Source organism: Planomonospora corallina (assembly GCF_042650625.1).
Taxonomy (GTDB): Bacteria; Actinomycetota; Actinomycetes; order Streptosporangiales; family Streptosporangiaceae; genus Planomonospora_B; species Planomonospora_B corallina.
In genome coordinates this window covers 265,694-278,528 of the sequence record NZ_JBHSBM010000023.1, presented here as the reverse complement: position 1 = coordinate 278,528, position 12,835 = coordinate 265,694, and the positions used below count along the sequence as shown (strand labels likewise).

The window sequence follows — 12,835 nt, the reverse complement described above, 5'->3', positions numbered from 1 at the left end:
CGGTCACGGCCGCCGGGACGCCCGTCCCTGTCCCGGCGGCTCAACGCCGGGCCGTCGGCTGGCGGACCCCGATGGGGACGACCAGGGGAGTCCCGGCCACCGGATCCTCGATGACCTTCGCGTCCAGGTCGAAGACCTGCTTCAGCAGCGTCTCGGTGAGCACCTCCGCCGGGGCGCCCGCGGCGACGACCCGGCCGTCGCGCATCGCGACCAGCCGGTCGGCGTAGCGGGCGGCGAGGTTGAGGTCGTGCAGGACCATGACGACGGTACGGCCCAGCTCGCCGTGGAGCCTGCGGACGAGCTCCAGCACCTCGATCTGGTGCGCCAGGTCGAGGAAGGTCGTCGGCTCGTCCAGCAGCAGCAGGTCGGTGCCCTGGGCCAGGGCCATGGAGATCCACGCGCGCTGGCGCTGGCCGCCGGAGAGCTCGTCCAGCGGGCGCTCGCCCAGGTCGAGCAGGCCGGTCATGGCCAGCGCCTCGCTGACCGCCGACTCGTCGTCGGACGACCACTGCCGGTACCACGTCTGGTGCGGGTGCCGCCCCCGCGCCACCAGGTCGGCCACGGTCAGGCCCTCGGGCGCGACCGGGGACTGGGGGAGCACGCCGAGGATCCTGGCGACCTCCTTGGAGGGCATGCCGTCGATGCGCTTGCCGTCCAGCAGCACCTCGCCGCCGGAGGGCTTGAGCAGCCGTCCCAGCGCGCGCAGCAGCGTGGACTTGCCGCAGCCGTTGGGGCCGATGATCGTGGTCACCGTGCCGGTCTCGATCCCGAGGTCGAGGCCGTCGACGATGACGCGGTCACCGTACCCGAGCCTGACGCCGACGGCCTGCAGTCTCATGAACGTGCCTCTCTGCGCACCCGGACGAGGAGATAGATCAGATAGGGGGCGCCGAGCACGGCGGTGACCACGCCGACCGGCAGTTCGACGGGGCTGAAGACGGTCCGCGCGACCAGGTCGGCGGCGGCGGTGAGGGCGGCGCCGGTCAGCGCGGAGACCAGCAGCGGCGGCTGGGCCGTGCCGGCCAGGCGGAGCGCGATCTGCGGGGCGGCCAGCGCGACGAAGGTGACGGGGCCGGCGGAGGCGGTGGCGACCGCGGCGAGCAGCACCGCGGCGAGGACGAGCAGGCCGCGGGCGAGGTTCATCCGCACGCCCAGGGCGGTGACGGTGTCGTCGCCGAAGCGCAGGACGTCCAGCAGGCGGGTGCCGAGCAGCGTCACCGGGACGAGCACGGCCAGCGCGAGCGCGACCGGATGGACGTGCTCCCACCCCCGGCCGTTGAGCGAGCCGCTGATCCAGACCATGGCGCGGCTGCTGTCGTTGACGTCGCCGATGGTCAGCAGCCAGTACTTGACGTTGCCGAACACGACGGTGACGCCGACGCCGACCAGCACCAGGCGGTAGCCGTCCAGCCCGTTCCGCCAGGCCAGCAGGTAGACCGCGAGGGCGCCGAGCAGCCCGCCGGCCAGGGCCGCGAGCGGGATGCCGAGGGCGGACAGGGCGCCGCTGGGGCCGCCGGCGGTGCTCCCGGCGGCCACGATGACCGCGACCACGGTCACGCTGGCGCCGGTGGTGACGCCGAGGATGTCGGGGCTGGCCAGCGGGTTGCGGGAGATGGCCTGGGTGATCGCGCCGGCCAGCGCGAGCGCCGCGCCGACCAGGGCCCCGGTCAGCGCGCGGGGCAGGCGCAGCTCCATCACCACGAAGTGGTCGGGGCCGTCGCCGGTGACCGCCCGCAGGACCTGGGGGACGGTCATCGGGATGTCGCCGAGGCGCGTGTTCAGCGCCATCAGCGCCGCGACGGCGGCCAGCAGGACCAGGCAGAGGACGGCCGGGCGGAGGCGGAGCAGCCACGAGACGGGGCCGAGGCGGACCGGTCGCGCGTGCGGGAGCTTCACGGAGGCGGGGGCGGGGGTCACAGGCGGACCGGCTTCCTGCGGCGGACCAGGGCGACGAAGAACGGGGCGCCGAGCAGGGCCAGCACCACGCCGACCTCCAGCTCGCCGGGGCGGGCGACCACCCGGCCGACCACGTCGGCGGCGAGCATGGCCGTCGCTCCGGCGAGGCCGGAGTACGGCAGCAGCCAGCGGTGGTCCGGGCCGGACAGGGGGCGGACCAGGTGGGGGACCATCAGGCCGACGAAGGAGAGCGAGCCGCAGGCCGCCACCGCGGCGCCGCTGAGCAGGGTGACCGCGGCGACGCCGACCGTGCGGGTCAGGGCGACGTTCTGGCCGAGGGAGCGGGCCACGTCCTCGCCGAGGGAGAGCGCGTTGAGCCCGGGCGCGCCCGCCAGCGCGAGCAGCAGGCCGGCGGCGATGAAGGGGAGCACCTGCCAGGCGGCCTCGGCGCCCCGGGCCGCGATGGAGCCGGCCTGCCAGAACCGGAAGACGTCCATGGCCTGGTCGTCCATGAGGACCAGGACGGAGGTGAGGGCGTAGAGGAAGGAGCTGACCGCGGTCCCGGCCAGGGCCAGGGTCATCGGGGTGGGGCCGCCGCGGCCGCCCACCATGCCGAGCGCGAAGACGCCCACGCTGGCGACGAGCGCCCCGGCCAGGCCGAACCAGATGTAGCCGTGCGGGTGGGTGACGCCGAGGACGATGATGCTCGCCACCATCGCGAAGGCCGCGCCCTGGGTGACGCCGAGCAGGCCGGGGTCGGCCAGCGGGTTGCGGGTGTGGCCCTGCATGAGCGCCCCGGCGACGCCGAGCGCGACCCCCGCCAGCACGCCGAGCGCGGTCCGGGGCAGGCGCAGGGTCCGGACGATGATGTCGTTCTCGGTGCCGGTCGGGGCGGTCAGGCCGTGCCAGACGTCGGGGAGCGGGACGGGCTTCGCGCCGACCACCACGCTCAGCGCGGCGGCCACCGCCAGGGCGGCGAACAGGCCGGCCAGGACGAGCAGGCGCCGCCTCCGCCGGCCGCCGTGCCGCGGGAACGCCCGCGAGCCACCTGAGGACGGCGGCCGCGCCGCGGCTACCGCTGTGCTCACCTGCGCCCCTCTCGTTTGCCTGACCGATCCGAGTATGTCACTTTAGGCACGGCTAACCTAACTGAGGTTAGCCTTACCTTTGAAAGGATCTCCAATGAGAGCGTTGCGTGCTCTGACCATGACAGCGGCGGGAGCCGTACTGGCTCTCGGACTCGCCGCCTGCGGGTCGGACACCCCGGCGGCGGAGGACGGCCCGGCCGGCGCGGCGCCGGCGTCGGCGTCGGCGGGAGGCGCCGCCTATCCGCGCACGGTGAAGCACGCCATGGGGCAGACCGAGATCCCGGCCCAGCCGCAGCGGGTCGTCGCCCTCGACCAGAGCTTCGTCGACGCGGTGCTGACGCTGGACACCGAGGTCGTCGGCTACACCGTCTACCGGGGCATCGACGAGAAGCTCCCCGACTATCTGGCGCCGGTCATGGACCAGGGGCGGAACGCGAAGGTGGTCGGCACCCTGGAGGCACCGAGCCTGGAGCAGATCATCGCGCTCAAGCCCGACCTGATCGTCTCGGCCAAGATCCGCCACGAGGCCCTGTACGAGAAGCTCTCCCAGATCGCGCCGACGGTGTTCAGCGAGACCACCGGCGCCATCTGGCCGGAGAACCTCCGGCTGATGGGCCAGGCCCTGGGCAAGGAGGAACTGGCCGAGACGCGGCTCAAGGAGTACAAGGACCGCGCCGCGAAGATCGGCGAGGCGATCAAGGCCAAGGAGGGCGAGATGCCCACGGTCTCGGTGGCCCGGTTCGCCGGGGAGCCGACCGTCCGGCTGTACGTGGAGAACTCCTACTCCGGCCTGGTGCTCAAGGACGTCGGCTTCCCGCGGCCCGAGGGCCAGCCGACCACCACGGAGACGATCATGGTGCCGATCAGCGAGGAGAACATCCCGCAGCTCGACGCCGACCACATCTTCGTCGTCTCCTACGACGACCCGGAGGTCAAGGCGATCCAGGAGAAGTTCCAGACCAACCCGCTCTGGGGCAAGCTCGAGGGCGAGCAGCACGTGGTCGAGGACACCACCTGGATGGCGGCCGTCGGCCTCCAGGGCGCCCACGTCATCCTCGACGACCTGGCGAAGATCTTCGAGGTCGACCCGGCGAAGACCTCCTGAGCGGTCTCCGAGCGCGCCGGCCGCCGGGGGCGGCCGGCGGTGCGCCCGCGGGGCCGTCCCGCGTCAGGCGTCGGTGAGGAAGGAGCGCAGGTCCTCCAGGTGCGGGGCGAGGTCCAGGCCGCGCTCGGCCAGCCAGGCGTCGTTGCCGTAGGTGCCGCGGTAGCGCTCGCCGCCGTCGCAGATCAGCGTCACCACGCTGCCCCGCTCGCCCGCCTCGCGCATCTGGCGGATGATCTGCACGGCCGCCGCCACGTTGGTGCCGGTGGAACCGCCGACGTCGCGGCCGGTGACCTCCCGGACCCAGCGCATGGCGGCGATGGAGCGGGCGTCGGGGACCTGGATCATGCGGTCGATCACGGAGGGCGTGAACGACGGCTCGACCCGGGGGCGGCCGATGCCCTCGATGATGGAGCCGGGAGCGGTGGCGTGCGGGTCGCCGGAGCACCAGGACGGGTAGAAGGCCGAGCCCTCGGGGTCGGCGACGGCGAGCCGGGTGGAGTGGCGGCGGTAGCGGATGTAGCGGCCGATGGTGGAGGAGGTGCCGCCGGTCCCGGCGCCGACCACGATCCACGAGGGTTCGGGATGGGGCTCCATCGCCATCTGGTTGAAGATGCTCTCGGCGATGTTGTTGTTGCCGCGCCAGTCGGTGGCCCGCTCGGCGTAGGTGAACTGGTCCATGAAGTGCCCGCCCGTCTCGGCGGCGAGCCGGTGGGACTCGGCGTAGATCGCGCCGGGGTCGTCCACGAGGTGGCACTTGCCGCCGTAGAACTCGATCAGCGCGATCTTCTCGGGTGAGGTCGAGGCGGGCATCACCGCGATGAAGGGCAGGCCGAGCAGCCGGGCGAAGTAGGCCTCGCTCACCGCGGTCGAGCCGCTGGAGGCCTCCACGATCGTGGTGGAGGGGCCGATCCAGCCGCCGGCCAGGCCGTACAGGAAGAGCGAGCGGGCCAGCCGGTGCTTGAGTGAACCGGTGGGGTGGACCGACTCGTCCTTCAGGTAGAGGTTTACTCCCCAGTGCGCGGGAAGCGGAAAGACGTGGAGATGAGTGTCGCAGCTGCGGTTGGCGTCGGCCTCGACGAGGCGGACGGCCTCGGCCACCCAGGCGCGGATCTCGGGGGTGTGTCGGTCCACGTATCGCATGCTGTTAAAGGTATCGCTACCTGCGCTTATGTGATACCAGACACATTCTCTGTCATATCGGGTGACGGATGTTACGATAACGATACCTGTTCGGCTGCAGGGCGTGTCACCTCCGCCCACGGCACGGACGATCAGCGACCTCTCGACCGTTCGGAATCCTTAACGAGCCTCTTACCGAGCCGATGGGAGCATGGGCCGGACCGTCGGGACGGGTGCGCACGCATCCGGAGCAGGCGGTGCGGGGGGAAGAACACAAGGGGGATGACATGATCTCGATAACCGACGAGCAGCGGCAGGACTGGTTCGAACGCGACGTCGTGCCGGTGACCGGGCAGCTCTACGCCTCCGCGATGCGCCTCACCCGCAACTCCGCCGACGCCGAGGACCTGGTGCAGGAGACCGTCACCAAGGCCTTCACCTCCTACCACCAGTTCCGTGAGGGCACCAACCTCAAGGCGTGGCTGCACCGGATCCTCACCAACAACTTCATCAACGACTACCGCAAGAAGCAGCGCTCGCCGAAGCTCTCGGCTACCGAGGACATCGAGGACTGGCAGCTCGCCGCCGCCGAGTCGCACACCTCCACCGGCCTGAAGTCGGCCGAGACCGAGGCGCTCGAGCAGCTGCCCGACAACGCCGTGATGAACGCCCTGCGGGCCCTGCCGGAGGACTTCCGGGTGGCGGTCTACCTCGCCGACGTCGAGGGGTTCGCCTACAAGGAGATCGCCGAGCGGATGGGCACCCCCATCGGTACGGTGATGTCCCGCCTGCACCGCGGCCGCCGCCAGCTCCGCACCATGCTGGAGGACTACGCCCACGAGGAGGGCGCGGTGCGGCTGCCGGAGCAGCGCCAGGCCGCCTAGCACCACCGGACGGCCCAGGCGGCCCGCGCCGTCCGGACCGCCCGGGACGGTGCCGGCGCCCCCGGCGTCAGGCGGCGGCGATGAGGGCGACCGCGGCGAGCGTGACCCCGATGCCCGCCGTTTGCACGGCGTTGAGCCGCTCCCCGAGCACGTAGCGGGCCAGCACCAGCGTGCTCGCCGGGTACAGCGAGGCCAGCACGCCGACCAGAGCGATCATCCCCCGCTGCTCGGCCAGCACGAAGAGGATGTTGGCGGCCATGTCCAGCGCCCCGGCCGTGATGATGATCGGCAGTGCGCGGCCGTTCCCGGGCCGGAGCGTGCGCCGGGTGGCCACGGCCAGCAGGGCGATCAGCGTGACGGAGGCCACCCGCGCGCCGGCCAGCGGCCACATGCCGCTGTCGCCGGGGCTCTGCGCGAGAAGGACGAAGAAGCAGCCGAAGCCGGCGCCCGCGGCCAGCGCGGCCAGGACCGGGCCGTATCCCCGCCCGCCGGTGGCGGCGGGGGCGGAGGAGTCGCGGCTGACCATGACCACCGCCGCCAGCGCCAGCGCGATGCCGCCCAGCGCCATCGGCTCCGGCCGCTCGCCGGCCGCCAGGCCGAACAGGACCGGCAGCGCGGCCGAGGTCGCCGCCGTGACCGGGGCGACGACCGACATCACGCCGGTGGCGAGGGCGCGGTAGAAGAGCACCAGCGCCGCGGCCCCGGCGATCCCGGCGGCCATGCCCCAGGCGACGGCCCGCACGGTGAGCGCCCCGGGCAGCAGCGGGAGCGCCGCCACCACCAGGACCAGCCCCGCCAGCTGGGAGAGCGCGACGACCGCCAGGACCCGGGAGCGCCGGGTGGCGATCCCGCCGAAGAAGTCCGCCGTGCCGTACACGAGCGCGCTGGCCGTCGCCAGGAGCACCGCCGTCATCACTCACCTCAGTCCAGTGGATTGCACTTTTAGTGCATTACAGTGGGGACAATGAACTGTACATGAAGTTCACTACACTGAACTCATGGACCCGGAGACGATCACCGCCGCCATCGCCAACAACGTGCGGGCCCAGCGGGCGCACCGGCAGATGACGCTCGACGAGCTCGCCGCCCGCTCGGGGGTGAGCCGGGGCATGCTGGTCCAGGTCGAGCAGGGGCGGACCAACCCCAGCATCAACACGCTCACCCGGATCGCCGACGCCCTCGGCGTGACGGTCGCGCGGATGGTGGAGGTCTCCGACACGCCCGTGGTCCGGGTGGTGAACCCCTCCGACGTGGTCACCTTCGCGCACGGCCGGGCGAGTGCGGCCCGCCTGCTGGTCGGCACCGACGCGCCCGCGATCCTGGAACTGTGGGACTGGCGGCTGGCCCCCGGCGACCACCACGACGGCGACGCGCACCCGCCGGGGACCCGCGAGATGCTGACCGTCCTGGAGGGTGAGCTGACCCTCACCGTGTACGGCAGGAGCCACGTGATCAGCGCGGACGGGGCGGTGCTGTTCAGCGCCGACCGGCCGCACCGGTACGCCAACGAGGGTGCGGGGCCGCTTCGCTTCGTGATGGTAGTCACCGAGCCCCGGGAGACGCCGGACCAATAACATCGAAGGGCTTTTGCGGTGACACTCCGTAGTCGCATGATTGCTGCATGCGATTTCAGGGATTCGCCGCCGGGCCGCCGGGCCCACCGTCCGAGAGCCGCCGCGCCGCCCGCGGCGTCCTCGCCGCCAGCACGTCTCCAGGGGAGCGTCATGGGTGAGGCGGAGGGCGCGGTGGCCGCCCTCCGCGCGGAGCTGGTCCGGCTCGGTGTCACCGACGCCTGCGAGATCGGGGACGGCGCCACCCTTTCTGTCTGGCTTGGCCTGGTTGTTCGTTTTCGTGATGGTTTCTACCGGTGGCAGGAGGGACAGGTGAGACATCGGCATTTGGGTACAGATCCCACTGGATGTGCCATTCGAGTGGCGCGGAGATACGCCGAACTGCAGACCGACGTCCCGATCTGGTGGGAGGGACTGGCCAAGGTCTTGCGAGGAGACGCGGCGGAGGAGCCTTCCTGACGCCGCGCCGCTTCCGGGAGGACTCATGCAGGTGTGGATCGCGCCGCTGGCGCTGCTGCTCGGGATCGGGTCACCGCCGGTCCCGCCGTCTCCCCCCGATCCGGAGACGCTCTCCAGGAACCTCACCCAGATCCAGCCGCAGTGGCCGCGGGGAGGATTCCCCGTCCCGCCCCCGGCGCGGAAGACCGACTGCGCCCGGCTCAGGTGCGTGGCGCTGACCTTCGACGACGGTCCGGGCGAGCACACCGCCTCCCTGCTCGACGCCCTCGCCGAGCACCGGGCCAGGGCGACCTTCTTCGTCGTCGGCCAGGTGGTGGACGGCGGCGACGGCAGGGACCTGCGCCGCATGGTGGCCGAGGGGCACGAGCTGGGCAACCACTCCTGGAGCCATTCCGACCTCGCCGGCCTCCCGGAGGGCGGGATCGAACAGGAGCTGCGCCGGACGCAGGAGGTCGTGCGGAGGATCACCGGGGTGCGGATGACCCTCATGCGCCCGCCGTACGGCGCCACCGACGACCGGGTCGCGGAGATGAGCCGCCGCGCGGGACTGGCCCAGATCCTGTGGAGCCTCGACACCCTCGACTGGCTCGAGCGCGACGGCGCGGCCCTGCTGCGTCGCGCGGGCACCGCGGAGCCGGGCTCGATCGTGCTGATGCACGACATCCACCGCGAGACGGTCGAGGCGGTGCCCCGGCTGCTGGAGGACCTGACGGCCAGGGGCTACACGTTCGTGACGCTCTCGGAGCTGTACGGCCACGCGCTGACGCCCGGCCAGGCGTACCTCGAACGGTGAGAGGCGGTACGGCCCGTTTCCGCCGCGAACGGTGAGGGGCGAAGCGGCCGTCTCCGCCGCGAACGGTGACCGCGAACGGTGAGGGGCGAAGCGGCCGTCTCCGCCGCCGGCGGCTGGGACCATGGGACGCATGAGCTTCAGCGGTTTCCCGGACGAGGCCTTCATGTTCTACGAGGGCCTGGAGGCGGACAACTCCAAGACCTACTGGACGCGGCACCGGACCCTCTACGAGGAGGCGGTCCGGGCGCCGATGGCCGCGCTGGGGGAGGAGCTGCAGGCCGAGTTCGGTCCGGTGCGCCTGTTCCGGCCGCACCGTGACGTGCGCTTCGCCCGGGACAAGTCGCCCTACAAGACCCATCAGGGGGCCTTCGCCCCGACCGCCGAGGCCACCGGTTACTACGTGCAGCTCGACGCCGCCGGCCTCTACGTGGCGGCGGGGACCTACTCCGTCCAGGGGGAGCGGCTGGCACGCTACCGCGAGGCGGTGGACGAGGAGACCAGCGGGGTCCCGCTGGCGAGGATCGTCGACGGGGTCCGCGCCGCGGGGTACGCGGTCGAGGGCGACCGGCTCCGGACCCGGCCGCGCGGGGTTCCGGAGGACCACCCGCGGCTGGAGCTGCTCCGGCACCGCTCGCTGCACGCGAGCCTCCGCTTCGAGCCCGAGCCCTGGGTGCACACCCCCGAGGTCCTCGACCGCGTCCGCACCGTCTGGCGCGATCTCACCCCGCTGGTGGAGTGGCTGACCGCGCGCCTGCCCGGCTAGGGGACGCGCGGCCCCTCGTGCGCGTCCCCTCGTGGTCTCCTCGTGCTTGTCCTCCCGCGCGTGTCCCCTCGCGCCGCGGTCTCATACGCGGCCCCGGGCGCGGAGCGGTCAGCGCCGGGTGAGCACGCCGCAGGCGATGCGCCGGCCGGAGTCGCCGGCCTCCAGCGTCTCGGCGTCGGGGCCCTTGCCCGGGGTCCCGGCGTCGGGCTCGCCCGGGGAGGGGCTGGCGGTGTCCCCGCCGTGGCTGTAGCGGTCGGGGATGTTGGCCTGGTTGTCCGGCTTCTCGTGGACGATGACGGCGGTGCCGTCGGTGTCGAGGAGCTGGTCCACCCGGAAGCGGTCGGTGACGAAGGAGGCGTTCCCGTCGCCGTTCCGGTCGACCAGCAGGTCGGGCATGTCACCGGTGTGGTCGGGGTGGGCGGCCGACTCGAGGCTCAGGTGCGGGCCCGCGTCGGAGAACGGGCTGCCGGTCTCCGGATCGACCGCGTCCGGGTTGCAGACGCCCTTGCCGTGCAGGTGGAAGCCGTGGAACCCGTCGGGCAGCCCCTTGACGGTGACGGTGACCATGGACCCGCCGTCCCGCTCCTCGACGGAGAACGAGCCCACGGACCTGCCGTCCACGTCCTTGAGCTCGGCCTGGGCGGCGGCTCCCGGGGAGCCCTGGCCCGTGCCGGTCGGCGCGGGGGAGTCCTCCTCGCCGGTCGGCGTCGGCGCCACCTCGTCCGCGGTGTCGTCCGGGGCCGGGTCCCGTCCCGTCGTGTCGGTCGGCATCGGCGCGTCGGGAGGCTGGGGCGACGTCGCCGCCGCCGGGCCGACGGCGAGCGCCCCCGCGCCCAGAGCGGCGGCCAGGGCCAGATGCGGTGTGCGAAGCATGGAAGTCCCCCGTATGTCGTGGTCGCGCTCCGCGCTGCGTGCGGACGGCACACGCGGAGAAGAAACCTCGCCTGTCTCCATACCTCAGCGCCCTCTCGCTATCCCCTCTATGGGGGCAAAAGGGCTTTAGGGCGACATAAGGAAGGGGCCGGGCGCCCCACCCCGCACGGGGTGGGACGCCCGGCCCCTTCGACGGGAGAGCCGGCCGCTCCGGGCCGATCAGCCGCCGCGCTTGGCGCGGGCGGCCGTGCGGGCCCGGCTGGACGCGTCGAGCACGACCTTGCGGATGCGCACCGCGTCCGGAGTGATCTCCACGCACTCGTCCTCGCGGATGAACTCCAGCGCCTGCTCCAGGGAGAGCTGGCGCGGCGGGATGACCTTCTCGGTCTCGTCCGCCGTGGAGGAGCGCATGTTGGTGAGCTTCTTCTCCTTGGTGATGTTCACGTCCATGTCGTCGGAGCGCGAGTTCTCACCGATGATCATGCCTTCGTAGACCTCGGTGCCCGGCGAGACGAACAGCACGCCGCGCTCCTGCAGGTTGAGCATGGCGAAGGCGGTCACCGGGCCGGAGCGGTCGGCGACCAGCGAGCCGTTGTTGCGGGTGCGCAGCTCGCCGAACCACGGCTCGTAGCGCTCGAAGACGTGGTGGACCAGGCCGGTGCCCCGGGTCTCGGTGAGGAACTCGGTCCGGAAGCCGATCAGGCCGCGGGCCGGGACCACGAACTCCATCCGGATCCAGCCGGTGCCGTGGTTGGTCATGTGCTCCATGCGGCCCTTGCGCACGGCCAGCAGCTGGGTCACGGCCCCGAGGTACTCCTCCGGGCAGTCGACGGTCAGGCGCTCGACCGGCTCGTGCACCTTGCCGTCGATCGTCTTGGTGACGACCTGCGGCTTGCCGACGGTCAGCTCGTAGCCCTCGCGGCGCATCTGCTCGACCAGGATGGCCAGCGCCAGCTCGCCGCGGCCCTGGACCTCCCAGGCGTCGGGGCGCTCGGTCGGGAGCACGCGCAGCGAGACGTTGCCGACGAGCTCCTTCTCCAGGCGGTCCTTGACCATGCGGGCGGTGACCTTGGAGCCCTTGACCTTGCCGACCAGCGGCGAGGTGTTGGTGCCGATGACCATCGAGATCGCGGGCTCGTCCACGGTGATCAGCGGGAGCGGGCGCGGGTCCTCGGGGTCGGCCAGCGTCTCACCGATCATGATCTCCGGGATGCCGGCGATCGCGATGATGTCACCGGGGCCGGCCTGCTCGGCGGGCTTGCGCTCCAGCGCCTCGGTCATCAGCAGCTCGCTGATCTTGACGCGCTCGATGGTGCCGTCGGTCTTGCACCAGGCGACCTGCTGGCCCTTCCTGATGGTGCCCTGGTGGACGCGGAGCAGGGCGATGCGGCCCAGGTAGGACGAGGAGTCGAGGTTGGTGACGTGGGCCTGCAGCGGGTGCGACGGGTCGTAGGTCGGCGCCGGGATCGTCTCCTTGATGACCGAGAAGAGCGGCTCCAGGTCCTCGGAGTCGGGCATCCCGCCGTCCTCGGGGCGGTTCAGCGAGGCGCGGCCGGCCTTGGCCGAGGCGTAGACGATCGGGAAGTCGATCTGGTCCTCGGTGGCGTCCAGGTCCATGAAGAGCTCGTAGACCTCGTCCACGACCTCGGCGATCCGGGCGTCGGGGCGGTCGACCTTGTTGATGCAGAGGATGACCGGCATCTTGGCCGAGAGCGCCTTGCGCAGCACGAAGCGGGTCTGCGGCAGCGGGCCCTCGGAGGCGTCCACCAGCAGCACGACGCCGTCCACCATCGACAGGCCGCGCTCGACCTCGCCGCCGAAGTCGGCGTGGCCGGGGGTGTCGATGATGTTGATGGTCATGTCGCCGTGCCGGACGGCGGTGTTCTTGGCGAGAATGGTGATGCCCTTCTCGCGCTCGAGGTCGTTGGAGTCCATGACACGGTCGTCGACGTCCTGGTTGGCGCGGAAGGCGCCCGACTGCCAGAGCATGGCATCCACGAGAGTGGTCTTGCCGTGGTCGACGTGCGCGATGATCGCGATGTTCCGCAGGTCGTCGCGGCTGTTCAAGGGCATGTGAGGTCTCACTCTGTGATCGTGGAGGCTGGCCGCGGACGTGCGGCCGCACTATTTTAGTTGATTCCCGCCTTCTCTAACGCGTTCTCATCGCCAGGCGCTTCCCGTTCATCCCCCGGACACCCGGCCGCCCACCGCCCCGCACCCGTCCCGCACCTGCTCGCGGGCCCCGGCGGACCTCAGGCGGATCCCCGCTGGACCCCGGGTGGAT

13 protein-coding genes are annotated in these 12,835 nt (G+C 72.1%); 6 read left to right on the top strand and 7 right to left on the bottom strand.

Going from position 1 to position 12,835, the window contains the following annotated elements:
- Positions 1-40 precede the first annotated feature (40 nt).
- Genes ACFOWE_RS20540 through ACFOWE_RS20530 form a run of 3 tightly spaced genes read right to left on the bottom strand, consistent with a single transcriptional unit; the run spans position 41 to position 2,984 of the window.
- A complete protein-coding gene (locus ACFOWE_RS20540; protein ID WP_377290191.1) occupies positions 41-838 on the bottom strand; it encodes an ABC transporter ATP-binding protein in 798 nt (265 codons plus the stop codon).
- Complete coding sequence (locus ACFOWE_RS20535) at positions 835-1,917, bottom strand: FecCD family ABC transporter permease (RefSeq protein ID WP_377290189.1); 1,083 nt, start codon at positions 1,915-1,917, stop codon at positions 835-837. Before ACFOWE_RS20535 ends, ACFOWE_RS20540 begins: the two co-directional genes overlap by 4 nt.
- The gene (locus tag ACFOWE_RS20530) at positions 1,914-2,984 is read right to left on the bottom strand and encodes a FecCD family ABC transporter permease (RefSeq protein ID WP_377290187.1); all 1,071 of its coding nucleotides are present in this window, start codon (positions 2,982-2,984) and stop codon (positions 1,914-1,916) included. Before ACFOWE_RS20530 ends, ACFOWE_RS20535 begins: the two co-directional genes overlap by 4 nt.
- Before the next feature lie 94 nt (positions 2,985-3,078).
- Here ACFOWE_RS20530 and ACFOWE_RS20525 point away from each other — a divergent pair, with 94 nt between their 5' ends.
- Positions 3,079-4,089: an ABC transporter substrate-binding protein gene (locus tag ACFOWE_RS20525; protein WP_377290185.1), complete on the top strand. Its 1,011-nt coding sequence runs from the start codon at positions 3,079-3,081 to the stop codon at positions 4,087-4,089.
- 63 nt (positions 4,090-4,152) lie between these two features.
- Here ACFOWE_RS20525 and ACFOWE_RS20520 read toward each other — a convergent pair whose 3' ends face one another.
- Positions 4,153-5,229 (bottom strand): PLP-dependent cysteine synthase family protein, encoded by a 1,077-nt coding sequence (locus tag ACFOWE_RS20520; protein ID WP_377290183.1) that lies wholly within the window; start codon positions 5,227-5,229, stop codon positions 4,153-4,155.
- Between the two features lie 266 nt (positions 5,230-5,495).
- Between ACFOWE_RS20520 and ACFOWE_RS20515 the strand changes: the two genes are divergently transcribed.
- A complete protein-coding gene (locus ACFOWE_RS20515) occupies positions 5,496-6,092 on the top strand; it encodes a sigma-70 family RNA polymerase sigma factor (RefSeq protein WP_377290181.1) in 597 nt (198 codons plus the stop codon).
- 67 nt (positions 6,093-6,159) lie between these two features.
- Here the strand turns inward: ACFOWE_RS20515 and ACFOWE_RS20510 are convergent, their stop codons facing one another.
- Positions 6,160-7,005 carry an EamA family transporter gene (locus tag ACFOWE_RS20510; RefSeq protein ID WP_377290179.1) on the bottom strand — a complete coding sequence of 282 codons (846 nt, stop codon included), beginning with the start codon at positions 7,003-7,005 and terminating at the stop codon, positions 6,160-6,162.
- Between the two features lie 85 nt (positions 7,006-7,090).
- Here ACFOWE_RS20510 and ACFOWE_RS20505 point away from each other — a divergent pair, with 85 nt between their 5' ends.
- The 4 genes from ACFOWE_RS20505 (at position 7,091) to ACFOWE_RS20490 (ending at position 9,678) form a co-directional block, all read left to right on the top strand.
- Entirely contained in the window at positions 7,091-7,666 is a 576-nt protein-coding gene (locus ACFOWE_RS20505) for a helix-turn-helix domain-containing protein (RefSeq protein ID WP_377290177.1), read from the top strand.
- Positions 7,667-7,816: 150 nt separating this feature from the next.
- Entirely contained in the window at positions 7,817-8,122 is a 306-nt protein-coding gene (locus ACFOWE_RS20500; RefSeq protein ID WP_377290175.1) for a hypothetical protein, read from the top strand.
- A 25-nt stretch (positions 8,123-8,147) separates the two neighbouring features.
- The gene (locus ACFOWE_RS20495) at positions 8,148-8,915 is read left to right on the top strand and encodes a polysaccharide deacetylase family protein (RefSeq protein ID WP_377290173.1); all 768 of its coding nucleotides are present in this window, start codon (positions 8,148-8,150) and stop codon (positions 8,913-8,915) included.
- Positions 8,916-9,045: 130 nt separating this feature from the next.
- Complete coding sequence (locus ACFOWE_RS20490; RefSeq protein ID WP_377290171.1) at positions 9,046-9,678, top strand: DUF2461 domain-containing protein; 633 nt, start codon at positions 9,046-9,048, stop codon at positions 9,676-9,678.
- Between the two features lie 108 nt (positions 9,679-9,786).
- Here ACFOWE_RS20490 and ACFOWE_RS20485 read toward each other — a convergent pair whose 3' ends face one another.
- On the bottom strand, positions 9,787-10,551 hold the full coding sequence (locus ACFOWE_RS20485; RefSeq protein ID WP_377290169.1) for a superoxide dismutase family protein: 765 nt from the start codon (positions 10,549-10,551) through the stop codon (positions 9,787-9,789).
- Positions 10,552-10,770: 219 nt separating this feature from the next.
- A complete protein-coding gene (gene typA, locus ACFOWE_RS20480) occupies positions 10,771-12,624 on the bottom strand; it encodes a translational GTPase TypA (RefSeq protein ID WP_377290167.1) in 1,854 nt (617 codons plus the stop codon).
- Between the last annotated feature and the right edge of the window lie 211 nt (positions 12,625-12,835).